The following is a 24,185-nucleotide window of genomic DNA, read 5'->3' on the forward strand; positions in this document are numbered from 1 at the left end:
GGCGGGGCATGGAATAAGCGGGGCATGCGCGTGATCTTCCTCCACCGTTTCTGCCCTGACCGAATTCCCGTCAGCGGATGAACGCAGCCCCCCTCATCGCCTTGCAGCAGGTCTCCCTCGGTTTCGGGGGCAAACCGTTGTTCGACGGACTGGACCTCCTGCTTTTCCGCGGCGAGCGAGCTTGCCTGGTCGGCCGCAACGGCAGCGGCAAGTCGACGCTGCTGCAGGTGCTGGCCGGACTGGTCGAGCCCGACGCCGGGGAGCGGGTGGTGCAGGCGGGCGTGCGGCTGTCCTACTTGCCCCAGGAACCGACGCTGCCGCCGGAGCAGACGGTCGCCGAATACATCGCCGAAGGCCTGCCGCCCGGTGCGGAAAGTGAGTCCTACCGCGTCGATGCGCTGGTGGATCGCTTCGATCTCGACCCGGCTGCCGCCCTGGGCACGCTTTCCGGCGGCGAGGCGCGCCGCGCGGCGCTGGCCCGCGCGCTGGTGGGCGAGCCCGAAGTGCTGTTGCTCGACGAGCCGACCAACCATCTCGACCTGCCGACCATCCAGTGGCTGGAGGACGAACTGGCGCGCTTTCGCGGCGCCCTGCTCACCATCAGCCACGACCGCGCCTTCCTGACCCGGGTGGGCAACCGGGTGTTTTGGCTCGACCGGGGGCAGGTGCATCGGCTCGACGCCGGTTTCGACCGCTTCGACGACTGGGCGGAGGAGATCCGTCACGTCGAGGCCCAGGAGCTCTATCGCCTGGGCAAGCAGATCGAGCGCGAGGAACACTGGCTGCACCGCGGCGTGACGGCGCGGCGCAAGCGCAACCAGGGGCGGCTGGCCCGCTTGCAGACCCTGCGCAAGGAGCGCGGGGAGATGCTGCGCAACCGCCAGGGGCAGGCCAGCATGGCTGCGGCGGAAGCCGGCACCAGCGGCAAGCTGGTGATCGAGGCCGAGGGGGTGAGCAAGGCCTTCACCGTGCCGGACGGGAGCCGCCTGCCGATTGTCGAGAACTTCTCCACCCGCATTCGTCGCGGCGACCGGGTCGGCATCGTCGGCCGCAACGGCGCCGGCAAGACCACGCTGATCAACCTCCTGCTCGGCCGGCTGGAGCCCGAAGCAGGTCAGGTCACGCTGGGCACCAACCTCGAGATCGAGGTGGTCGACCAGAAGCGCAGCGTCCTCGACCCCGAGGCCACGCCCTGGTCCGTGCTCTGCCCGGCCGGCGGCGACAATGTCATGGTGGGTGGCAAGCCCAAGCATGTGGTCGGCTACTTGCGGGAGTTCCTTTTCGAAGAGAGTCAGGCGCAGCAGCCGGTCAAGGCGCTGTCGGGCGGCGAGCGCAACCGACTTCTGCTCGCCCGGGCCTTCGCCCAGCCGTCCAATCTCATGGTGCTGGACGAGCCGACCAACGACCTGGACATGGACACCCTGGACCTCCTGGCCGAAGTCCTGGACGACTATCAGGGCACGCTGATCCTGGTCAGCCACGACCGCGACTTTCTCGACCGGCTTTGCACCTCGGTGATCCTGCTGGATGGGCGCGGCGGCGCGCGGGAGTATCCCGGCGGCTTCTCCGATGCGGTCCGCCAGGCCGGAGGACTGCCCGATGCGCGCACGACCCCCGCCCCGGCATCGTCGCGCAGCCGTCCGGCCCGCCGCCCTGCAGCGCCGCGGCCTGCGGGCAAGCTGTCCTACAAGGAACAGCGCGAGCTCGACGGCCTGCCGGCCGAGATGGAGAAGCTGTCGGCGCAGGTGGCAGCCCAGGAAGAAAAGCTTGCCGACCCCGGTCTCTATGCCCGCGACCCAGCCGGTTTCGAGACGGCGAGCGCGACGCTCACGGACCTGCAGACACGCCTCGCCCAGGCGGAGGAGCGCTGGCTGGAGCTGGAGGAAAAGCGCGAGCGCTTGGCGCAGGACGGCGGCGCTTGAGCAAGCCGATCAAACCCTTGGACTTCGGCCTCTTTGCCGTGGTCGTGCTGATCTGGGGCTTCAATTTCGCCGTCAGCAAGACGGGCCTCGAGCAGTTCCCGCCCATGCTGTTGGTGGCGCTGCGCTTCATGATCGTGTCGGTGGTGCTGCTGCCCTTCGTCCCGCCGCCGCACGGCCGCTGGCGGGAGATCATCGCGCTGTCGGTGACCTTGGGAACCCTGCACTTCGCTTTGATGTTCACCGGCCTGGCCGGCATCGATGCATCGACGGCGGCAATCGCCATTCAGCTTCAGGTGCCTTTCGCGGCGCTGCTGGCGGCCTTCTTCTTTGGGGACAAGCTGGGTTGGCGCCGAGCCGTTGGACTGGCGACGGCCTTCGGCGGCGTGGTTGTCATTGCAGGAGAGCCCCGGCTCGAGGGCAGCTATACGGCGCTGGCCATGGTCATCGGTGCGGCGCTGGTCTGGGCTCTGTCCAATGTGCAGGTCAAGAAGGTCTCGGAGCTTTCCCCCTGGTGCGTGTCGGCCTGGATGGCCCTCTTCGCCTGGCCGCAACTCCTGCTGCTCTCCCTGCTCACGGAAAGCGGTCATTGGCCGGCGCTGCAAGAGGCCGATTGGATCGGTTGGGGCGCGGTGGCCTACAACGCGCTGGCGGTGATGGTGGTGGGCTATGGTCTCTGGTATCGCCTTCTCATGCGCTACGACATGAACCAGGCCATGCCGATCACGCTGGTCGTGCCGGTGCTCGGCGTGGCGTCAGGGGTGTTTGTCCTGGGTGAGCCCTTCACCTGGTCGATTGCCCTGGGCGGCCTCCTGACCGTCGGCGGGGTCGGCATCGTGGTGCTGCGCCGGCCGAAGATTGCCGCCGTGGCCAGCAAGCGGGTGTGATGGCGCCATGCCCCTGATCAGAGAGCGGCCCTCGCCCAACCACGACGCCCGCCCCGGCGAGCGCGATCCCGACCTGATCCTGCTGCACTACACCGGCATGCGCAGCGCCGAAGAAGCGATGGCGCGCCTCTGCGATCCGGCGGCGCGGGTCTCGGCCCACTACTGCATCGAGGAAGACGGGACGCTCTGGCGCCTGGTGCCGGAAAGCCGCCGCGCCTGGCATGCCGGCCTCTCGCGCTGGGAAGGGCAGGAGGGGATCAACGACCGCTCCCTGGGCATCGAGCTGGTCAATCCGGGGCATGAGTGGGGCTATCGCGCCTTTCCCGAGGCCCAGATGGCTTGCCTGCTGGAGCTGTTGGCGGTGCTGCGGGTGCGCTGGCGCATCCCGCGCTGGAACGTGGTGGGCCATGCAGATGTGGCGCCGCTGCGCAAGGAAGACCCAGGCGAGCTCTTCGATTGGGCGCGCCTGGCCGCCGCCGGGCATGGCCTTTGGCCGGAGGAGACGCCTGTCCTGGTACCGGACGAGACGCAGGCAAGACAGGCCCTCGCGACGATCGGCTACGGCTATCTCGAGGAGGACCTTCCCGCCGTGCTGCGGGCCTTTCAGCGGCACTTCCGGCCGGCCCGGGTGGATGGCCATTTGGATGCGGAAACGGCCGGGCGCCTTGCGGCGGTGGCAGGGCTCTGCGCAGCGGCGCGTGACGGAAGCTGATAGCCTGCGCCCTTTGGCGCGTTGACCGACCGGGCGCGAGTGCCTACATCCTGCCAGCGCCAGACGGCCGGATGGCCGCCTTCGCGTCCTTGACGCGGGGGAGGAAAGTCCGGGCTCCACGGGAACACGGTGCCGGGTAACGCCCGGCGGGGGCAACCCTAGGGAAAGTGCCACAGAAAGCAAACCGCCGCGCTCTTGTGCGGTAAGGGTGAAAGGGTGCGGTAAGAGCGCACCGCGTCCCCGGCAACGGGGATGGCACGGTAAACCCCACCGGGAGCAAGACCGAGTAGGGGCGGTGGGCCGCAAGGCCAGGCGCGTTTCCGCGCTGCCGCCCGGGTAGGTCGCGCGAGGCGCTCGGCGACGAGCGTCCCAGATGAATGGCCATCCCCCGCCTTTCGGGCGGTGGACAGAACCCGGCTTACAGGCCGTCTGGCGCCTGCTTTCCCGCCGCGGGTCTGTATTCAACGATAGAACATAAAGAGAACGAGAGCTTTTGTTGGGTTTCTCGGAGCCCGGCGTGTCGTTTGCGTGGCCTTGCTTGGCCTTGGATGCCCGAAACGGCAAGAAGCGCGGAATTGTGCCGGTTTTTATCTTCTCGGGGTCGCTGGCATTACTTGCGTTCCCATTGACGCCCACACAGACCCATGATATCCCATTTAATCCCAGCACGGGCATATGCCGCCCAAAGAAACCCATGCGCGCGGGATTTTTGAAAGTGAGCAGAGGCCAGTGTCGGGACGGGTTCGGCAGAGATGTCGGGCACTAACCGCAGCCGCCAAGGATCGGTTCAGGGGGTGGGGTAAGCGGATCGGTTCAGCGGCAGGAGATCGGGGTGGCCACGCGAGCGCCATTTTTAGGGACCTTCTTCAATAAGGTAGACCGCAAAGGACGCGTGTCGGTGCCGGCCCCCTTTCGTCAAGTTCTCGCCGCCGATTCCTTCCCCGGCATTGTCTGCTTCGCTGCGCCGCGGGCGCAGGCGGTGCAGGGCTGTGGATTGGGCTTGATGACCGACCTGATGGAGAGCGTCGATCAGACCTTCGACCTTTTCTCGGATGACCAGGAGGCGATGGCCTTCAGTCTTTTTTCCGACGCGCGCCAGCTTGCCTGGGACAGCGGGGGTCGAGTGCAGTTGCCCGACGATCTTCTGGAACATGCCGGCATCACCGAGGAAGCGGTGTTCGCCGGCCTTGGCCGTTTCTTCCACATCTGGGAGCCGGAAATCTTCAAGGCCTACAAGGCCCAAGCGCGTTCCAAGATGGGCGACAAGGGATTGTCCCTGCCGCTCCGTCGACCGCAGGGGGAGTGATCCCATGACGTCGACAGTCGTTCACCAAGCACTGGGCCACCTGCCCGTGATGCTGCCGGAGGTGCTTGAAGCGTTGGCGCCGCGCGATGGCGGTGTCTATCTCGACGGAACCTTCGGGCGCGGCGGCTATGCCCGCGCCATTCTCGAAGCCGCTTCCTGCCGGCTGATCGGGCTGGACCGCGACCCTGAAGCCATTGCCGCCGGCCGCGCCATGGAGCAAGAGTTCGCCGGCCGGCTCCGCCTGGTTGAGGGTTGCTTCGGGGACCTGGATCGCCTGAGCGGCGAGGAAGCGCTGGACGGTGTCGCACTCGACCTGGGTGTCTCCTCGCCGCAGCTCGACGAGGCCGAACGCGGCTTCTCCTTCCGCAGCGACGGCCCCCTGGATATGCGCATGGGCACCACCGGCCCCAGCGCTGCCGACGTGGTTAACGAAACCGAAGAAGCGAAGCTGAGCGATATTCTCTGGCGCCTCGGCGAAGAGCGGCGCGCCCGCGCCGTGGCGCGCGCCATCGTTGCCGCCCGCCGCGAAGCCCCCATCACCCGCACGCTGCAGCTCGCCGAGATCATTCGTCGGGTGGTCAAGCCCTCGGCCGACGGCATCGATCCGGCGACGCGCAGCTTCCAGGCGCTGCGTCTCTATGTGAACGACGAACTGGGCGAACTCGAGCGTGGTCTGGCCGCGGCAGAGCGGGTGTTGGCGCCCGGCGGCCGGCTGGCCGTGGTCTCCTTCCATTCGCTCGAGGATCGCATCGTCAAGACCTTCCTGCGCGAGCGCTCCGGTACCGCGCCGCGCGGCTCGCGCCATCTGCCGGCCGTCGAGGCGCGCGCACCCAGTTTCGAACTGCTTCATCGCAGCGCGCGCAAGCCCGGGGTGGAAGAAGCCCGGCGCAACCCGCGCGCCCGCTCGGCCCGCCTGCGCGCCGCGGAGCGCACCGCGGCGCCGGCCTGGTCGCGTCCCGATGACTCGGCAGGGGAGGGTTCGACATGACGCGCCTGCTGCTTGTCCTGATCGTTGCCGCGGCAGTCGGCGTTGCCGGGCTGCTCTTCCAGGTGAAGTACGAAGTCCAGGACGTGGAAAAGGAACTGGCCGAGATCAATCGCCAGATTCTGGAGGACCGCGAGGCCACACACGTTCTCAAGGCCGAGTGGAGCTATCTGAATCAGCCGGCGCGCATCGCCGCCCTGGCGGAGCGGCATCTTGACCTGGGGCCGATGCGCCCGCAGCAGGTGGTGCAGGTCAGGCAGTTGCCGCCGCGCCCGGAGGACTTCGGCTACAGCCAGACCGAACTGGCCGATGCAGAGCCCCTGCCGCGCGAACGCCCCTTGATGCCCGCCAATTGGCAACCGGAGGCCCTGCCGTCACCACAGCGCACGCCCGCTCGCACGGACGGAAACATTGCCGTGGCCCAGGTCGATGCCTCCGATGCCCTGCCGGCCCAAGCGGCGCAGCCGCAGGTTTCTTCCAGTCCGACACCCGCTGCCGCGCCGGCCGACGCCATCGCCGACACCATTGCGCGCCTGGCCACTGATGCAGTGCCGCCGCTGAGCGAAAACGAGAGCTTTAATCCCATCACTGGCCGTCCGCTGCCGGTGTCCACCGGCGGGGGAGGCGTGCAATGAACGAACCGCGCGAACCCAAGGCCAGGCATCAGGGTGATCTGCCCTCCGGCATGGATCTGGGTCAGCCCGAGCGCTGGGTGGTGGGGCTGGACGGCAACCGCAAGCAGGCGCTGGAGGTGGGGCGAACGCGCCTGATCCTCACGGGGCTGCTCTTCGCCTTTGCCTTCCTGGCCGTCGGCTATCGGCTGGTCGAGTTGTCCTGGCTTCAGAACGACATGGCCCCGCGCATCGCCGGGACCATGGAGGCGCCGGGTGAATGGCAGTCCGGTCGTGCCGGCATTCTCGACCGCAACGGCGAGGTGCTGGCCGCCAACCTTCCGACCATGGCGCTCTATGCCAATCCGCGCGAACTGCGCGACCCTATCGAGGTGGCCGACCGCCTGGCGGAGGTGATGCCCGACGCCATCGGGGAGCGCCTGCGCCGGGACCTGGACAGCGACCGCAGCTTCGTCTGGGTCAAGCGTTGCCTTTCGCCGCAGGAATCCTCGGCGGTCATCCGGCTGGGCGTTCCCGGCCTGCACCTGCAGCGCGACGAGTGCCGCTTCTATCCGCACGGCGAACTGGTCACGCACGTGGTCGGCTTTACCGACATCGACGACCGCGGCCTGGCCGGCATGGAAGCGGCTTTTGATGCCTGGCTGGCCGGCGGTGAAACGCCGCTGCAGCTCTCCCTCGACCTGCGGGTGCAGCATCTCCTCGCCGAGGAACTGCAGGCGGCCATCGACGAGTTCTCCGGCATCGGCGGTGCGGCCGTGGTGATGGATGCTCACAATGGCGAGGTCCTGGGCATGGTCTCCCTGCCCAGCTTCGATCCCCGCATGCCGGGTAGGGCCACCGAGGAACAGCGCTTCAACCGCGCCACCCTGGGCGTCTATGAGGTTGGGTCGGTGCTGAAGTCCTTCAGCACGGCGGCAGCGCTCGATACCGGTGCGGTCACGCTCGAGGACGGTTGGGACACCTCGCAGCCGATCCGGGTGGCGCGCTTCACCATCAACGACTTCCGCGGCAAGAACCGTTGGCAGAGCGTGCCGGAGATTTTCCAGAACTCCAGCAACATCGGCACGGTGCACATGGCCATGACCACCGGCACCGAGCGCCTGCGGAACTATTTCGACGACTTCGGGCTGCTCGATGCGGCGCCGCTGGAGCTGCCGGAGCGTGGCCGGCCGATGCTTCCCAACCCGTGGCGCGAGATCAACACCATGACCATTTCCTACGGTCATGGCATCGCGCTGACGCCGATGCAGGTGACCCGGGCCTTCGCGACGCTGGTCAATGGCGGCGAGCTGGTGCAGCCGACCCTGATCAAGCGGCTGCCCGGCGAGCAGGCGCCGCGCGAGCGGGTGATCTCCGAGCGCACCAGCGAGCAGATGCGCTGGCTGCTGCGCCTGGTGGTGCTGCACGGTAGTGGCGGCAATGCGGACGCCGAGGGTTACCTGGTCGGCGGCAAGACCGGAACGGCCAACAAGCTGAGCCCCAGCGGTGGCTATCAGAAGGACAAGCGCATCGCCTCCTTCGCCGGCGCCTTCCCCATCGACGATCCGAGGTACGTCGTCTTCTTCATGGTCGACGAGCCCAAGCCGACCGAGCGCACCTATGGCTTTGCCACGGCAGGCTGGGTGGCGGCGCCGGGGGTGGGGCGCGTGATCTCGCGCCTGGGGCCGATGCTCGGAATGCCGCCGCGTCCGCAGGCGGAAGAGCAGCGCCCGGACCCGCTGCTGGTCCCGGCCCGCCTGAGGGGTCGAAGCGTTGCGTCTCGATGAACTGATGAAGGAAGCCGGAACAGTGGCGCTGCCGCAGGCAAGCAGGATCGAGGTCAGGGGACTGACGGCGGACAGCCGGCAGGTGGCTCCGGGCTTCCTCTTTGCCGCACTGCCGGGCAGTCGTGCCGATGGCCGTGCCTTCATTCCCGAGGCCCTGCGCCGCGGCGCCGTTGCCGTCCTGGCACCGGAGGGCACCAGCCTGCCGGCAGAGGCGGGTGATGCTGTCCTGATTGCCGACCCGGAACCGCGCCATCGCCTGGCCAAAATGGCTGCAGCCTTCCACGGGCGGCAGCCGCGCCGAATCGCGGCCGTGACCGGCACCAACGGCAAAACCTCGGTGGCGAGTTTCACTCGGCAGATCTGGCAGGCGCTTGGACACCAGGCAGCCAGCCTCGGCACCCTCGGGCTGGAGCCGGAGCGCGCTGGCGCGCCAAAGGCGCTGACCACGCCCGACCCGGTGGTGCTGGCCAGCCTGCTGGCGGAGCTGGCCGACGAGGGTGTGGATCACCTGGTGCTGGAGGCTTCGAGCCATGGCCTCGATCAGTACCGGCTTGATGGCCTGCGCCTGAGCGCGGCGGCCTTCACCAATCTCAGCCGCGATCATCTCGATTATCACTCTTCCATGGAGTCATACTTTGCGGCCAAGCGGCGCCTCTTCGAGGAACTCTTGCCCGCAGAGGGCACGGCGGTGCTCAACGCCGACGCGCCCGAGTTCGAAACCCTCGCCAAGCTTTGCCGGGCCCGCGGTCAGCGGGTTCTCGGCTATGGTCGCGGCGGGCGCGAACTCAAGCTTCTGGACCTGGTTCCGGCGGATGCCCACCTCCAACTTGCCCTGGAGATCTTCGGGCGTTCCCACCACCTTGCCTTGCCCGTAGCCGGGACCTTCCAGGGTTTGAACGCGCTCGCCGCCCTTGGCCTTGTCCTGGCCGAGGGCGTGGAGCCGGAAGCGGCGCTGGCCGCGCTCGCGCAGGTCCAGGGTGTGCCGGGCCGCGTCGAGGCCGTGGGGGTCACGCCGGCCGGCGGCCGGGTCTTCGTCGACTATGCCCACACTCCGGGCGCGCTGCAGACCGTGCTGGAGGCCCTGCGCCCCCACGCCCGCGGGCGCCTGCTGGTGGCTTTCGGCGCCGGCGGCGACCGCGATCCCGGCAAGCGCCCCTTGATGGGCGAAGTGGCCGCGCGGCTGGCCGACGCCGTCATCGTGACCGACGACAACCCGCGCAGCGAGGATCGCGCGGCCATCCGCGCCGCGATCCTGGCCGCGGCGCCCGGCGCCGAGGAGATCGGCGACCGCCGCACGGCCATTCGCCAGGGCGTTGCCGCTCTTGGCGATGGCGACCTGTTCGTGGTCGCTGGCAAGGGACATGAGCAGGGACAAACTATTCAGGACAGGGTGCTGCCGTTCGACGACCGCGAAGAGGTGCGTCGTGCCATTGCCGAGCTTCAGGGAGGCAAGGCATGAGCGCGGAGATCCTCTGGACCGCGGCCGAGGCGAAGGCGGCAACCAACGGAACGGGGCCGGACCTTTGGCGCGCTACGGGAGTCTCGATCGATACGAGATCGATTGCGGCAGGGGACCTATTTGTCGCGCTGTCCGGCCCCAACTATGACGCTCATGCCTTCGTGGGCGATGCCCTGGCCAAGGGCGCTGCTGCGGCGGTGGTGAGCCGCCTGCCGGAAGGCCTGGACGAGACGACACCGCTGTTGCTGGTGCCCGACTGTCTGGCCGCCCTCCGGGACCTGGGTCGCGCCGCCCGGGCGCGCAGCCAGGCGAAGGTGATCGCGGTCACCGGCTCCTCCGGCAAGACCAGCACAAAGGAGCTGCTGGCCGGCGCCTGCGCCGCTCTGGGTCCGACCCATGCTGCGGCGGCCAGCTATAACAACCAGTGGGGCGTGCCGTTGACGCTGGCGCGCCTGCCGCGCAGCGCCGCCTGGGCGGTGTGCGAGATCGGCATGAACCACGCCGGCGAGATCCGCCCGTTGGCCGCCCTCGTGCGCCCTCACGTGGCAGTGATCACGAACATCGGTGTTGCGCACCTGGAGTATCTTGGCTCGCGCGAGGCCATCGCCGACGCCAAGGCGGAGATCTTCGAGGGGCTGGAGCCCGGCGCCACGGCGGTGCTGCCGCGCGGGGACGACTTCTATGAGCGGCTGTCTGCGGCCGCGGAGGCCGCCGGCGCCGACATCCTTACCTTCGGCGCCCACCCGGCGGCGGACCTGCGCCTGGTCGACTATCAGGCCGAGGACGAAGGCGGCCGTGTCGAGGCCGAGGTGCAGGGTCGCCCGCTGCGCTTCTCCCTGCCCTTCGCCGGGCGCCATCAGGCCGGCAACGCCTTGGCCGCCCTGGCGGCGGTGAGGGCGCTGGGCGGCGACGTGGCGACTGCTGCGAGGGCCTTGGAAGGTCTGGAGCCCCTGGCTGGCCGCGGGGCGCGCCAGACCTTGGTGCTGTCCGACGGCCGGCGCATCACGCTCCTGGATGAAAGCTACAACGCCAATCCTCTCTCGGTGTCGGCGGCGTTGAGCGTGCTGGGTGATATGACGCCGCAGGGCGAGGGGCGCCGGATTGCCGTGCTCGGCGACATGCTGGAACTGGGCCCCGAGGCCGGGCGTCTGCACCGTGCTCTGGCCGACAACCTGTCGGATGCCGCGGTGGATGCCGTCTTCCTGTGCGGGCCATTGATGGCCGTGTTGGCCGAGGCGTTGGAAGGCCGGACGACAGTGGTGCATGCGCCGGACAGCGCAGCCCTGGCGCCACAAATCCCGCCGGCCTTGCGCGACGGAGATGTGGTCCTGGTGAAGGGGTCGCTGGGCAGCAAGATGAAGCGGGTGGTCGATGCGCTGACGGCTGCCTCCGCCGCGCCAAGGGGTGCGGCTAAGGGGTCGAAGGGGGGCCGGGCGCATGCTTTATAATCTGCTCGTTCCGCTCTCCGACCAGTTCGTCGCCTTCAACCTCTTCCGTTATCTCACCTTCCGCACCGGTGGGGCCCTGATCACGGCGCTGATCCTGGCCTTCTTCTTCGGTCCGGCGCTGATCAACTGGCTGCGCAAGAAGCAGCGCTACGGCCAGCCGATCCGCAGTGACGGACCGGAAGGCCACCTGCTGACCAAGCAGGGAACACCGACCATGGGCGGGGTGCTGATCCTCTTTGCGCTGGCGGTGTCGACCCTGCTCTGGGCCGATCTCGGCAACCTTTACGTCTGGATCATTCTCTTCGTAACGATCGGCTTCGGCGCGATCGGCTTCTACGACGACTACCTGAAGCTCACCCGGCGCAGCCATCACGGCCTCTCGGGCCGCCTGAAGCTGCTGGCGCAGGTCGTGGTCGCGGGCATCGCGACGACGGCGGTGATGCTGGTGTCGCCGCCGGAGCTCTCCGGCCAGTTGGCGCTGCCTTTCGTCAAGAATTTGCTGATCGATCTCGGGCTCTTCTTCGCGGTTTTCGGTATCTTCGTAATGGTGGGCGCCTCGAACTCGGTGAACCTGACCGACGGCCTCGACGGGCTGGCGATTGTGCCGGTGATGATCGCGGCGAGCTGCTTTGCCTTCATCGCCTACCTCGTCGGCAACGTGGTCTACTCCAATTACCTGCAGATTCACTACGTGCAGGGCACCGGCGAGCTCGCGGTCTTCTGCGGCGCCCTGGTCGGCGCCGGACTGGGCTTCCTCTGGTACAACGCGCCGCCGGCCATGGTCTTCATGGGCGACACGGGTTCGCTCTCCTGCGGTGGCGCCCTGGGCGGCGTGGCCGTCATCACCAAGCATGAGATCGTGCTCGCCATCATCGGTGGTCTCTTCGTGCTGGAGACCGTTTCGGTGATCGTCCAGGTCGCCTCCTACAAGCTGACCGGCCGGCGGATCTTCCGCATGGCGCCGCTGCATCATCACTTCGAGAAGAAGGGCTGGAAGGAACCGACCATCGTCATCCGCTTCTGGATCATCGCCGTGGTGCTGGCGCTGATCGGCCTCTCCTCCCTCAAGCTCAGGTAGCAGTCCGCAGATGATCAGCCTTCCCTTCATGTACAGCTACGTGGTCGCGGTCCTGGGCCTTGGCCGCAGCGGCATGGCCACGGCCAAGGCCTTGATGGCCAATGGCGCCGAGGTCTGGGCCTGGGACGACGACGAGGATGTGCGTGCCCGGGCACGGGAGCAGGACATCCCGCTGGTCGACCTGCATCAGGCGAACTGGCTTGAGCCGGTGACCCTCGTGATCAGCCCTGGCATTCCGCATCGCTTTCCCGAGCCGCACCCGGTGGCCAAGCTGGCCCGCGAGGCCGGTGTGGAGATCATCTGTGACGTCGAACTGCTCGGCCGGGCCCAGCCCGATGCCCGCTACGTCGGGATCACCGGCACCAACGGAAAGTCGACGACGACGGCGGCCATCGGCCACGTCCTCGAGATGGCGCGGCGGCGCGTCGAGACCGGTGGCAACCTCGGCCGGCCGGTGCTTGAGTTCGAGCCGATGCAGCCGGATGGCTTCTACGTGCTCGAGTTGTCGAGCTATCAGATGGAACTGACCCTCTCCATCACCTTCGACATCGCCGTCCTGCTCAACATCACGCCCGATCACCTGGATCGCCATGGTGGCCTGGAGGGCTATGTGGCGGCCAAGCGGAACATCTTCCGCCGGCAGACCAGCCCGCGCACGGCAATCATCGGGATCGATGACCCGATCTGCCGTGAGATCTGGGAAGACCTGAAGCGGGCCGGTGATCAGATCATCTGGCCGATCTCCAGCGAGGGGCGCGTCGAGGGCGGCGTCTATGCCGAGGACGGCCTGCTGTGGGACGAAACGGACGGCAAGCGGGTCGCAGCCCTGCCGCTCTCCGAACTGCCCCAGCTCCCGGGCCGGCACAACTGGCAGAACGCGGCCGCCGCCTATGCGGCCGCCAAGGCCGCGGGTGTCGATCCTGCGATCGTGACCGCCTGTTTGCGCAGCTTTCCCGGCCTGCCGCATCGGCAGGAGAAGGTGACCGAGGTCGCAGGCGTTGCTTTTGTCAACGATTCCAAGGCCACCAACGCCGATGCGACCGCCAAGGCCCTGGCCTGCTATGAGGCGATCTACTGGATCGCCGGCGGGCGTGCCAAGGAAGGTGGCCTGAGCGGCCTGGACGACAGCCTGGACCGGGTCGCCCGCGCCTTCCTGATCGGGGAAGCGGCCGAGCCTTTCGCGACGGCACTCGAGGGCCGGGTCGAGAGCGAGGTCTGCGGCGATCTCGACACCGCGGTGCGCCAGGCTTTCGCCGCAGCGCGACGCGACGGCCGCGAGGGTGCGGTGGTGCTGCTCTCGCCGGCCTGCGCTTCCTTCGATCAGTTCAAGAACTTCGAAGCCCGGGGTGAGGCCTTCAAGGCCGCCGTCCGGGCGCTGGCGGAGAAGGAGACGGGATGAGCCTGGCCTTCGACCGCACCGATACCTCCCTGCTCGGCCGCTGGTGGTGGAGCGTCGACCGCTGGGCGCTCTTCGCGCTCGTCCTGCTGGTGGCGGTGGGCGCGATCCTGAGCCTCACGGCCTCGCCGGCGGTTTCCATGCGCCTGGGGCTGGGAACCTTCGGCCTTGCGAAGCGCCACCTGGTGATGCTGCCGCTGGCCGCTGCGCTGCTGCTGGGCGTGTCGCTTGCCAGCCCGCTGTGGGTGCGGCGCTTCTCGGTCTTCGGCCTGCTGGGCACGTTGCTGCTGTTGGTCGCGGTGCTCTTCCTCGGCCCGGAGATCAAGGGCGCGACGCGCTGGATCTCCGTCGCCGGCTTCTCCCTGCAGCCTTCGGAATTCGTGAAGCCCTTCTTTGCCGTGGTGGCCGCCTGGCTGCTGGCGCTGGGACGCTACGAGGAGAACTTCCCCGGCAAGCTGGTCGCCGGGCTGCTCTGGCTGCTGATCTCTGCACTGCTGCTGCTCCAGCCCGACCTGGGCCAGACCGTGCTGGTGGCGGGTGTCTTCGGCCTGCAGCTCTTCCTGGCCGGTCTGCCCTGGATCCTGGTGGCGGTGCTTGCTGCCATCGCGCTCTCCGGCGTGGTGGGGGCCTATATGACGCTCCCTCATGTGGCGCAGCGCGTCGATGCCTTCTTCGATCCTTCCAGCGGCGACGGCTATCAGATCGGCCGCTCTATGGAGGCCTTCATGAACGGCGGCCTCTGGGGGCGTGGTCCGGGAGAGGGCACGGTGAAGGCCTACCTGCCCGACGCCCATTCCGACTTCGTCTTCGCCGTGGCCGGCGAGGAGCTGGGCATCATCGCCTGCCTCATCATCGCCTGTCTCTTTGCCTTCGTGGTCCTGCGCGGCTTCACCCGCCTGCTGCGCGAGGAAAGCCTTTTCGTGGTGCTGGCGGGCACCGGCCTGCTGGCCCAGTTCGGCTTCCAGGCGCTGGTCAACATGGGGTCGACCCTGCACCTGCTGCCGACCAAGGGCATGACCCTGCCGTTTCTCTCCTACGGCGGCTCCTCGCTGCTGGCACTGGCCATGGGCATGGGCATGGTGCTGGCCTTGACCCGGCGCCGGCACAGCGTGGGAGGGCCGACGCTATGACCGCGGCGCGCAACTGCATCATGCTGGCCGCCGGCGGCACCGGCGGACACCTCTTCCCGGCCCAGGCCACCGCACGGGCCCTGGTTGCCCGCGGCGCAGCGGTGGTGCTGGTCACCGATTCCCGCGGCGCCGGCTTCGGCAACGATCTGCCGCAGGTCAGCACCCGGCGCATCGCCGCCGGCTCGCCCCAGCGTGGCGGTGCCGTGGGCAAGCTGCGCGCCGGCATCGACCTGCTGCGGGGCTACCTGCAGTCGCGCCGCTTGATCCGGCAGCTCCGGCCCAAGGCAGTGCTCGGTTTCGGCGGCTATCCCTCCGTGCCGCCGCTGCTGGCGGCGCGTCATCTCAAGGTGCGCGCCCTGCTGCACGAGCAGAACCAGGTGCTGGGACGCGCCAATCGCATGCTGGCCGCGCGTGCCGACGTGATCGCGACCTCCTTCCCCGAGGTGGCGGGTGTGCCGGAAGGTGCCAGAGAGCGGATCGTGTTGACGGGTAACCCCGTGCGCGCCGCCGTCGCCGCGGTGGGGAACAAGCCCTATCCGCGGCCGGAGGCCGACGGCCGGCTCTGCCTGCTCATCACCGGCGGCAGCCAGGGCGCCCAAGCTTTCGACGAGCTGCTGCCCGATGCCATCGCCCAGCTGCCAGCCGCGTTGCGCGCCCGTCTGGACGTGGTGCAGCAGCTGCGCAGCCGCGATCGCGCCGAGGTCAAGGCGATCTATGACGCCGCCGGCGTGCGCGCGGTGCTGCAGCCCTTCTTCGACGATATGCCGCAGCGACTGACTGCCGCTCACCTGCTGATCTGCCGGGCGGGTGCCTCGACCGTGGCCGAACTGGCGGCGGCGGGACGGCCGGCCATCCTCATTCCCTATCCCTTCGCGGCGGACGATCACCAGCAGGGCAACGCCGAGGCGTTCGCCGCGGCCGGGGCCGGCTGGGTGCTGCGCCAACGCGACATCACGGCCGCCTCGTTGGCCGACCGGCTAGGCGAACTGCTGCCGGATGGCGACATGCTGGTCCAGGCGGCGGCCGCGGCGCGTGCCTTTGCCCGGGACGATGCGGCGGAACGCCTGGCGGACCTGCTCTGCGGCGATGGCGACAGCGCCTGCGGCGTGAACAAGGAGGCCGCGGCATGAGAACTCTGCCCCTGGACATCGGCACACTGCATTTCGTCGGCATCGGCGGCATCGGCATGAGCGGTATCGCCGAGGTGCTGCACAATCTGGGCTACAAGGTGCAGGGCAGCGACCTGAACGACAGCCCCACCGTCAAGCGCCTGCGTGAGCTGGGCATTGCCGTGGCCATCGGTCACGCGCCCGAGAATGTCGAGCAGGCTCAGGTGGTGGTCATTTCTTCCGCCGTGAAGCCGGACAATCCCGAGGTGGTGGCTGCGCGGGAGCGCTTCCTGCCCATCGTGCGCCGGGCGGAGATGCTGGGCGAGCTCATGCGGCTGCGTTGGGCCGTGGCGGTCGCCGGCACCCATGGCAAGACCACGACCACCTCGCTGGTGGCCCAGCTCTTCGACAAGGCCGGGCTGGACCCCACGGTGATCAACGGCGGCATCATCAATGCCTATGGCACCAACGCCCGGCTTGGCGAGGGCGACTGGATCGTGGTCGAGGCGGATGAAAGCGACGGCAGCTTCACCAAGCTGCCGGCCACGATCGCGGTGGTCACCAACATCGATCCCGAGCATCTGGAACACTATGGCTCGGTGGAGGCCTTGCACGCCGCCTTCGAGACCTTCGTCGAGAACATCCCCTTCTATGGCTTTGCGCTCTGCTGCATCGACCATCCGGCAGTGCAGTCGCTGATCGCCCGGATCGAGGATCGGCGCATCGTCACCTACGGCTTTGGCCCGCAGGCGGACGTCCGGGCCGAGAACCTGCGGCTCGAGCGCGACGGCTCGCGCTTCGATCTGGTGGTGGCTGGCCGCGAAGGCGGGGCGCCGATGCAGATCGCGGACCTCTTCCTGCCGATGATGGGCCAGCACAACGTGCAGAATGCCCTGGTGCCTTGTGCGCTGGCCCTGGAAATGGGCATGAGCGAGGAGGTCCTGCGCGGCGCGCTGCAGAGCTTCGGCGGCGTGAAGCGACGCTTCACCCGCACCGGCGAGGTGGGCGGCATCACAGTCATTGACGACTATGCCCATCATCCGGTGGAGATCGCGGCCGTGCTGCGCGCTGCGCGCCAGGCCGCCAGCGGGCGGGTGATCGCCGTGATGCAGCCGCACCGCTACTCGCGCCTGCGCGATCTCTTCGAGGATTTCTGCACCTGCTTCAACGACGCCGACGGCGTGCTGGTGTCCGACGTCTATGCCGCGGGTGAAGCGCCGATCGAGGGTGTCGATCGCGATGCACTGGTGCGCGGCCTCCGGGCGCACGGCCATCGCCAGGCAGCGCCGCTGAACGATCCGCTCGATCTGGCGCGGATCATCGCGCACACCGGCAAGCGCGGCGACATCGTGGTCTGCCTGGGGGCAGGCAGCATCACCAACTGGGCACAGGCGCTGCCGGAGCAGCTCGCCGTGCATCTCGGGGGAGGCAAATGACCGCCATGACCTCTCCGAATCTGCGCCTGATCGATCGTCTGCCTGCGGTGCGCGGCCGCTACACCGAGAACGCGCCGCTGGCCGGTGTGACCTGGTTCCGGGTCGGCGGGCCGGCCGATGTCGCCTTCCGGCCGGCGGACCCCGACGACCTGGCCGCCTTCCTCAAGGCCAAGCCGGCCAACGTGGCGGTCACCGTGATCGGCGTCGCGTCCAACCTGCTGGTGCGCGACGGCGGGGTCGCGGGTGTGGTGATCCGCCTGGGCCGCCACTTCGCCGCGATCGAGCGTGATGAAGCCGGCCTGATCTGCGGCTCCGGGGCGCTGGATGTGAACGTATCGGAGGCGGCGCGGCGCTACGGGCTCACCGGCCTCGAGTTTCTCTCCGGCATCCCCGGGACCATCGGCGGCGCGCTGCGCATGAATGCCGGCGCCTACGGCCGGGAAATCAAGGACGTGCTCCGCTGGGCGGAAGCCATCACGCCGCAGAGTGAGATCAAGCGGCTCGCACCGGAGGAGATGGGGCTGTCCTATCGCAAGTCGCAGGTGCCCGCCGACTGGATCTTCCTGCGCGCTGCCCTGCGGGCCGAGCCGGGCAATCCGGCCGAGATTCAGGCACGCATGGACGAGATTCGCAGCGCCCGCTCCCAGTCGCAGCCCATTCGCAGCCGCACCGGTGGCTCCACCTTCAAGAACCCGCCCGGGGAGAAGGCCTGGCAGCTGATCGACGCCGCCGGCTGTCGTGGTCTGCGCATGGGCGCCGCCCAGGTCTCCGAGCAGCACTGCAACTTCCTGATCAACACCGGCGACGCCACGGCCGGCGAACTCGAGGCGCTTGGCGAGGAAGTGCGTCGGCGCGTGCTGGCGCACAGCGGCATCGAGCTGGAGTGGGAAATCAAGCGCATCGGTCGCCCGCAGTCGGAGGAGGCAGCGTCATGAAGATTCTCGTCCTCTATGGCGGTCGTTCGGTGGAACGGGACGTGTCGCTGGTCAGCGGCAAGGCTTGTGCCGAAGCCCTGGAAAGCAAGGGGCATCAGGTGACGCTCTTCGACCTCCAGGAAGGTGTGCCGGCCCTGCTGGCAGCCTTGCAGGCCGAGCGTCCCGACGTGGTCTTCAATGCCTTGCACGGCCGTTGGGGCGAAGACGGCAACGTCCAGGGACTGCTCAATCTCCTGGAGGTGCCTTACACCCATTCCGGCCTGCTGGCCTCGGCGCTGGCCATGGACAAGGTGATGGCCAAGCGGCTCTTCGCGGAAACGGGGCTGCGCTGTCCCGAGGGGCTGATCTCCGACCGGCAGTCACTCCTGGCCGGTGATCCCGTTCCGCGCCCCTTCGTGGTGAAGCCGGTGCGCGAAGGCTCCTCCATGGGGGTGGTCATCGTGCGCCACGGCGACAACGATCTGCCTTTCTCCAAGCAGGAATGGGGTTTCGGCGAGGAGGTGCTGGTCGAGCCCTACATCCAGGGCCGCGAACTGACGGTGGCCGTGATGGAAGACCGGCCGCTGGCGGTCACCGAACTGCGGCCGCGCCAGGGCTTCTACGACTACGAAGCCAAGTACACCGACGGCAAGACCGACCACCTGGTGCCGGCGCCGGTGGACCCGGCGACCTACGACCAGGCCATGGACATGGCGCTGGCCGCCCATCGTGCCTTGGGCTGCCGGGGCGTCAGCCGGGCCGACTTCCGCTTCGACGACCGGGCCGAGGCCGGAGAGGCCGGCGGTCTCTATCTTCTGGAGGTCAACACCCAGCCAGGCATGACACCGCTCAGCCTCGTGCCCGAGCAGGCCGCCCACTGCGGCATTCCTTTTCCCGAACTGGTTCACTGGATGGCGGAGCACGCGCAATGCGATTGAGCCGCAAGCCCGACGCCAAGCAGCAGAAGGGCCGCAAGGCCGCGCGCCGCACTGCGCCGAAGCGCCGCTGGCGGGATTCGGCGCTGGCGCAGCGTGCCCTGCCCCTGCTGCCACGCGCCTTCCTGGTGGCCGTGGTCGTCGCGAGCGCAGCCTGGGCCTGGAGCGATGACCTGCTCGGTCGAATGGCCAAGGGGACTGAGAACGTCTTCTGGGCCGCGACGGTGCATGCCGGCATGGCGGTGGCCGATGTCACGGTGGAGGGGCGCGAGCGCAGCGAAACCGCGCGCCTCCTGACGGCGCTGGGCGTTGAGCGCGGATCGCCGATCCTGGCCTTCGATCCTCATGCTGCCCGCGCCCGGGTGCTGGCGCTGCCCTGGGTGTCCTCCGCAGAGGTGGAGCGGCGCCTGCCGGATCAGATTCACCTGCAGCTGCAGGAACGTCGGCCACTGGCGCTCTGGCAGCGCAACGGGCGGCTCGAAGTGATCGACCAACATGGCGAGACCATCGCCAGCGCCCGCCCCGGACGCTTCATCGACCTGCCCCTGGTGGTGGGGGAAGAAGCTGCGGAGGAGGCGGCGGAACTGGTGGCAATCCTGGAAGGTGAGCCTGAGCTGGCCGCACGGGTGGTGGCAGCCGTCTGGGTCTCGCGGCGCCGCTGGAACCTGCATCTCGAGGGCCGGGTGGAAGTGCGTCTGCCGGAGAAGGGCGCCGCCGAGGCCTGGCGCCAGTTCGCCCGGCTGGATCGCGAGCAGGGCCTGCTGGATCGCGACGTTGCAATGGTGGACCTGCGCCTGGGCGACCGCCTGGTGCTGCGGACAGTTACGGGACAGTTGCCGAAACCGCCGGTACGCGGCGGGACCGACACCTGACGGGAGAGGGGATTTCGCAAGGGATGAACAACGGCTTGAAGCGTAACCGGCACGGAATTCTCGCGGCGCTCGACGTCGGGAGCAGCAAGATCTGCTGCCTCATCGCGCGCATCGAGCAGGGGCGCGGCGAGCAGCCCGATCGCCTCAAGGTGCTGGGCATCGGCCAGCAGCTTTCGCGTGGCGTCAAGAACGGCACGGTGGTGGACATGGAAGCCGCCGAGGGCGCGATCCTCGCCGCCGTGCATGCCGCCGAGCAGATGGCGGGCGAAGCCGTCGAATCCGTGGTGGTCAACCTCTCGGGCGGCTATCCCGCCTCGCGCCTGATCGGCGTCGAGGTGGCGATCGACGGGCACGAGGTGGACGACTCCGACGTGCGCCGGGCCCTGGAGCAGGGGCATCAGCTCGAAGGCGTGCTGGGCCAGCCCGAGAAGGGCCGCCAGCTGATCCACTCCATCCCGGTCGGCTACACCATCGACGGCAGCCGCGGCATCCGCGATCCGCGCGGCATGTACGGCGATCGCCTGGGCGTCAACATGCACATCGTCACCGCCGCCGCCGGCGCGGTGCGCAACCTGGCGACCTGCGTGCAGCGCTGCCAGCTCGGCATCGGCGCCTTCGTGGTTTCGCCCTACGCCTCGGCCCTGGCCTCACTGGTGGGCGATGAGCGTGAGCTGGGTGTGACCCTGATCGACATGGGCGGGGGCACCACCTCCATCTCGGTCTTTCTGGACGGCAACGTGGTGCACACCGACGTTGTGCCAGTGGGCGGGCAGCATGTGACCAGCGATATCGCCCGCGGACTCTCTACCGGCCTGACCCACGCCGAGCGGCTCAAGTCGCTCTATGGCCACGCCATCGCCACCACGGCCGACGAGAGCGAAATGATCGATGTGCCCCAGGTGGGCGAGGAGGAGGGGCATGTGCAGCAGGTCCCCCGCTCGCTGCTGGTGGGCATCATGCAGCCGCGTCTGGAGGAGACCTTCGAGCTGGTGCGCTCGCGCCTGGAAGCCAGCGGCTTCGACAAGGTGGGCGGCCGGCGCGTGGTGTTGACGGGCGGTGCGGCGCAGCTGCCGGGGATGAACGATCTGGCGGCTCTCATTCTGGACAAGCAGGTACGGGTGGGGCGGCCCATCCATCTCAGCGGCCTGGCGGAAGCCACCAGCGGCCCCGCTTACGCCACGGCCTCGGGCCTCTTGGCCTATGCGCTGGCGATGGAGCGCGTCCCGCCGCCGCCGGCAACACAAGACAACACGGAGGCGGCCGGACTCTTCGGCCGGATGGGGCATTGGATACGGGAACACTTTTAGTCACAGCGCGCGGTTCGGCGGGGGCCGGACTGCATTCGGGAGCGCCGTCGGCCAATTCCGGCGGACGGCGGAACGCAATCGAGTGGGTGAGCAAGCGGAGGCAGCTATGGATTTGAATTTAAGCGTACCGATGGAAGAGGAAGTTCTCAGCCCGCGGATCACGGTGATCGGCGTCGGCGGAGCGGGCGGCAATGCCGTCAACAACATGATCAGCTCCAACCTGGAAGGGGTGGAGTTCGTGATCGCCAATACCGACGCCCAGGCGATGCGTCAGTCGCTCTGCGAGCGGCGCATTCAGCTGGGGCGCAACGTCACCGCCGGTCTGGGTGCGGGCTCGCGCCCGGACGTGGGCCGTGCGGCGGCCGAAGAGTCGCTGGATGACATCATGGGCCACCTGGATGGGGCCAACATGGTCTTCATCACCGCCGGCATGGGCGGTGGCACCGGCACCGGTGCGGCACCGGTGGTGGCGCGTGCGGCGCGCGAGGCCGGGCTCCTGACCGTCGGCGTGGTCACCAAGCCCTTCCAGTTCGAGGGCATTCATCGCCTGCGCCTGGCGGAGCAGGGCATTCAGGAGCTGACCCAGTATGTCGACACCCTGATCATTATCCCGAACCAGAACCTCTTCCGCCTGGCCACGGAGAAGACCACCTTCGCCGATGCCTTCAAGATGGCGGACGACGTGCTGCACTCGGGCGTGCGCGGTGTGACCGACCTGATGATCATGCCGGGCCTCATCAACCTGGACTTCGCCGACATCCGCTCGGTCATGACCGAGATGGGCAAGGCGATGATGGGCACGGGCGAAGCCGAAGGGCAGGATCGCTCCATCGCGGCGGCGGAAGCGGCCATCTCCAACCCGCTGCTCGACGACGTGTCGATGCAGGGTGCCCGTGGCGTCCTGATCAACATCACCGGCGGCATGGACATGACGCTCTTCGAGGTGGACGAGGCGGCCAACCGCATCCGCGAGGAGGTCGACCCCGAGGCCAACATCATCTTCGGCTCCACCTTCGACGAGTCCCTGAACGGACGCATGCGGGTGTCGGTGGTGGCGACCGGCATCGAGATGGAGGCCCAGGCCGGCCAGCCGCGCCCGGTCAACCTGAGCGTGGTGGGTGCCGGCAATGGCTCCCCGACGGGAACCGCTCGTCCGGCAGCGCAGGCTTTCCGACCGGCGGCCCAGTCGGGCGGTCAGGCGGCTGCCGCCACAGCGGCCCGCCCCATGGCTGCTCCGGCGGCGGCGCAGGCGACTGCCGCTGCCACTGCGGCCGCCACGGCCCAGGCCCCTGCCGCCATCCAGGTCTCCGCAGCCATGGCACAGGCGCGGCCCGAGGAGGAGTCGCTGTCCGAGCCTGAGCACGACCACTATGAGGCAACTGCCTATGCAGAGCCGCAGGACGAGTTGGCTGAGCAGGACGGGGACGAGGCCTACATCCCGCCCGAGCCCATGCAGGTGCAAAAGCGTGCCGTCCCCGAAGCGGCGCCTGCGATGCCCGAGCCGCGCCATAGGGAACAGGCTCCCGAGCGTGCGGGTCAGGCCGGCGGGTTCAGCCTGCGCAACAAGGCTTCGTCGCTCTTCACCATGGTGACCGGCGGCAGCAAGCCGGCTGCCCCCCGGCCGGCACGGGAAGCGGCAGAGCCGCGCGCACAGCAGCCGCGCCAGGCAGCCCGAGCCGAACCCAGCCTGGGCGTGCCGCGTCAGCAGCCGCAGGCCCAGCAGACGCCGTCCCAGCAGACGCCGTCCCAGCAGCCTGCGCGTCAGCAGCCGGCCCGCCCACAGGCGGCTCGGCCGCAACCGGAGAGCCGACAGCCGAACCTGGACCTGGAGTCGCAGGAGCGGTTGCACACAAGCAAGGAAGACGAGGAGATGCTCGACATTCCAGCCTTCCTGCGCCGTCAGGCCAACTGATCGCGCCGCTTGCTCCTCCGCAACGGGATCCGCTGCCCCCGCAGCGGATCCCGCCCGCGCGATCTTGCAATGACCCTGGCTTGAGCGCCCTTCGTCATCTGCCTATAGTCGGCGCGTCTTATGAGGGCTGGTGAATATGCCGGGTGATAGCCGTTTGCAGTACATTATGACCAAGGGCCGGATTCTGGCCGTGGGACTTGCCTTGTTGGTGGGGGCTTGCTCCTCCGACGACAAGGAGGTCTATGTCGAAAGGCCGGCCGAGGAGTTCTACAATCTCGGCCTCGCCTATATGGGTGAGGGGAGTTACGACGCGGCCGCGTCGAACTTCGACGAGGTCGAGCGTCAGCACCCCTATTCGGTCTGGGCGCCGCGTGCGCAGCTCATGTCGGCCTTCGCCCACTACCAGGCCGACGACTACGACGAGGCGATCAACGCGCTGGACCGCTTCATCCAGTTGCACCCCGGTCACCCGGACATCGGCTACGCCTACTATCTCAAGGCCCTCAGCTACTACGAGCAGATTGCCGACGTGGAGCGTGATCAGGCCATGACGCGCCGCGCCGTCGGTGCGCTGGAGGAAGTGCTCGCCCGCTTCCCGGACTCCAGTTACGCCCGCGATGCGCAGCTCAAGCTCGACCTTGCCCATGACCACATGGCCGGTCAGCACATGTCCATCGGCCGCTACTATCAGCGTCAAGGCGAGCATCTGGCGGCGATCAACCGCTTCCAGATCGTGGTCCGGGACTACCAGACCACCACGCATGTCCCGGAAGCGCTGCATCGGCTCGTCGAGTCGAACCTTGCCCTGGGGATCACCGATGAGGCGCAGGCAACCGCAGCCGTGCTGGGGCATAACTACCCGGGTTCGGACTGGTATCTCGACTCCTATGCCCTCCTGACCGGGGAAGATCTCCGCCCCGAGGAAGACCGTCAGCAGCGTTCCTGGATCTCGCGGACCTGGCGTTCGGTCTTCTGAGACGGC

Annotated in this window: 20 protein-coding genes and 1 other RNA gene; all 21 read left to right on the plus strand. The window is 68.4% G+C overall.

Annotated elements, in window-relative coordinates; translation table 11 throughout:
* Positions 1-77: 77 nt before the first annotated feature.
* Positions 78-1,922 (plus strand): ATP-binding cassette domain-containing protein, encoded by a 1,845-nt coding sequence (locus tag ABZ720_RS03705; protein WP_366553940.1) that lies wholly within the window; start codon positions 78-80, stop codon positions 1,920-1,922.
* On the plus strand, positions 1,919-2,806 hold the full coding sequence (locus ABZ720_RS03710; protein WP_366553942.1) for a DMT family transporter: 888 nt from the start codon (positions 1,919-1,921) through the stop codon (positions 2,804-2,806). Before ABZ720_RS03705 ends, ABZ720_RS03710 begins: the two co-directional genes overlap by 4 nt.
* 7 nt (positions 2,807-2,813) lie before the next feature.
* Positions 2,814-3,518, plus strand: coding sequence for an N-acetylmuramoyl-L-alanine amidase (locus tag ABZ720_RS03715; protein ID WP_366553944.1), 705 nt, complete (start codon positions 2,814-2,816; stop codon positions 3,516-3,518).
* Positions 3,519-3,577: 59 nt separating this feature from the next.
* Positions 3,578-3,955, plus strand: an RNA gene (gene rnpB / locus ABZ720_RS03720) — RNase P RNA component class A.
* A 461-nt stretch (positions 3,956-4,416) separates the two neighbouring features.
* Positions 4,417-4,824, plus strand: a complete 408-nt coding sequence (locus tag ABZ720_RS03725) for a division/cell wall cluster transcriptional repressor MraZ (RefSeq protein WP_366553946.1) — start codon at positions 4,417-4,419, stop codon at positions 4,822-4,824.
* Between the two features lie 4 nt (positions 4,825-4,828).
* Positions 4,829-5,812 (plus strand): 16S rRNA (cytosine(1402)-N(4))-methyltransferase RsmH, encoded by a 984-nt coding sequence (gene rsmH, locus ABZ720_RS03730; protein WP_366553949.1) that lies wholly within the window; start codon positions 4,829-4,831, stop codon positions 5,810-5,812.
* Positions 5,809-6,444, plus strand: coding sequence for a cell division protein FtsL (gene ftsL, locus ABZ720_RS03735; RefSeq protein WP_366553951.1), 636 nt, complete (start codon positions 5,809-5,811; stop codon positions 6,442-6,444). The genes rsmH and ftsL overlap by 4 nt, the downstream gene beginning before the upstream one ends.
* The gene (locus ABZ720_RS03740; RefSeq protein ID WP_366553953.1) at positions 6,441-8,207 is read left to right on the plus strand and encodes a peptidoglycan D,D-transpeptidase FtsI family protein; all 1,767 of its coding nucleotides are present in this window, start codon (positions 6,441-6,443) and stop codon (positions 8,205-8,207) included. The genes ftsL and ABZ720_RS03740 overlap by 4 nt, the downstream gene beginning before the upstream one ends.
* Positions 8,194-9,666, plus strand: coding sequence for a UDP-N-acetylmuramoyl-L-alanyl-D-glutamate--2,6-diaminopimelate ligase (locus ABZ720_RS03745; protein ID WP_366553955.1), 1,473 nt, complete (start codon positions 8,194-8,196; stop codon positions 9,664-9,666). The genes ABZ720_RS03740 and ABZ720_RS03745 overlap by 14 nt, the downstream gene beginning before the upstream one ends.
* Positions 9,663-11,114, plus strand: a complete 1,452-nt coding sequence (locus tag ABZ720_RS03750) for a UDP-N-acetylmuramoyl-tripeptide--D-alanyl-D-alanine ligase (RefSeq protein WP_366553957.1) — start codon at positions 9,663-9,665, stop codon at positions 11,112-11,114. Before ABZ720_RS03745 ends, ABZ720_RS03750 begins: the two co-directional genes overlap by 4 nt.
* Positions 11,104-12,192, plus strand: a complete 1,089-nt coding sequence (gene mraY / locus ABZ720_RS03755; protein ID WP_366553959.1) for a phospho-N-acetylmuramoyl-pentapeptide-transferase — start codon at positions 11,104-11,106, stop codon at positions 12,190-12,192. The genes ABZ720_RS03750 and mraY overlap by 11 nt, the downstream gene beginning before the upstream one ends.
* Positions 12,193-12,202: 10 nt before the next feature.
* The gene (gene murD, locus ABZ720_RS03760; protein WP_366553961.1) at positions 12,203-13,591 is read left to right on the plus strand and encodes a UDP-N-acetylmuramoyl-L-alanine--D-glutamate ligase; all 1,389 of its coding nucleotides are present in this window, start codon (positions 12,203-12,205) and stop codon (positions 13,589-13,591) included.
* Positions 13,588-14,718: an FtsW/RodA/SpoVE family cell cycle protein gene (locus ABZ720_RS03765; protein WP_366553963.1), complete on the plus strand. Its 1,131-nt coding sequence runs from the start codon at positions 13,588-13,590 to the stop codon at positions 14,716-14,718. Before murD ends, ABZ720_RS03765 begins: the two co-directional genes overlap by 4 nt.
* Positions 14,715-15,848, plus strand: a complete 1,134-nt coding sequence (murG, locus tag ABZ720_RS03770; protein WP_366553965.1) for an undecaprenyldiphospho-muramoylpentapeptide beta-N-acetylglucosaminyltransferase — start codon at positions 14,715-14,717, stop codon at positions 15,846-15,848. The genes ABZ720_RS03765 and murG overlap by 4 nt, the downstream gene beginning before the upstream one ends.
* Entirely contained in the window at positions 15,845-17,263 is a 1,419-nt protein-coding gene (gene murC, locus ABZ720_RS03775) for a UDP-N-acetylmuramate--L-alanine ligase (RefSeq protein WP_366553967.1), read from the plus strand. Before murG ends, murC begins: the two co-directional genes overlap by 4 nt.
* 5 nt (positions 17,264-17,268) lie before the next feature.
* Complete coding sequence (gene murB, locus ABZ720_RS03780; protein ID WP_366553969.1) at positions 17,269-18,198, plus strand: UDP-N-acetylmuramate dehydrogenase; 930 nt, start codon at positions 17,269-17,271, stop codon at positions 18,196-18,198.
* A complete protein-coding gene (locus tag ABZ720_RS03785; protein WP_366553970.1) occupies positions 18,195-19,115 on the plus strand; it encodes a D-alanine--D-alanine ligase in 921 nt (306 codons plus the stop codon). The genes murB and ABZ720_RS03785 overlap by 4 nt, the downstream gene beginning before the upstream one ends.
* Entirely contained in the window at positions 19,106-19,984 is an 879-nt protein-coding gene (locus ABZ720_RS03790; protein ID WP_366553972.1) for a cell division protein FtsQ/DivIB, read from the plus strand. The genes ABZ720_RS03785 and ABZ720_RS03790 overlap by 10 nt, the downstream gene beginning before the upstream one ends.
* A 35-nt stretch (positions 19,985-20,019) precedes the next feature.
* Positions 20,020-21,291, plus strand: coding sequence for a cell division protein FtsA (gene ftsA, locus ABZ720_RS03795; RefSeq protein ID WP_366553974.1), 1,272 nt, complete (start codon positions 20,020-20,022; stop codon positions 21,289-21,291).
* 106 nt (positions 21,292-21,397) lie between these two features.
* Positions 21,398-23,203, plus strand: a complete 1,806-nt coding sequence (gene ftsZ / locus ABZ720_RS03800) for a cell division protein FtsZ (protein WP_366553976.1) — start codon at positions 21,398-21,400, stop codon at positions 23,201-23,203.
* A 166-nt stretch (positions 23,204-23,369) separates the two neighbouring features.
* Entirely contained in the window at positions 23,370-24,179 is an 810-nt protein-coding gene (locus ABZ720_RS03805) for an outer membrane protein assembly factor BamD (protein WP_366553978.1), read from the plus strand.
* The last annotated feature ends 6 nt before the right edge of the window (positions 24,180-24,185 follow it).

Source organism: Aquibaculum sediminis (assembly GCF_040712085.1).
Classification (GTDB): Bacteria; Pseudomonadota; Alphaproteobacteria; order Kiloniellales; family DSM-21159; genus Aquibaculum; species Aquibaculum sediminis.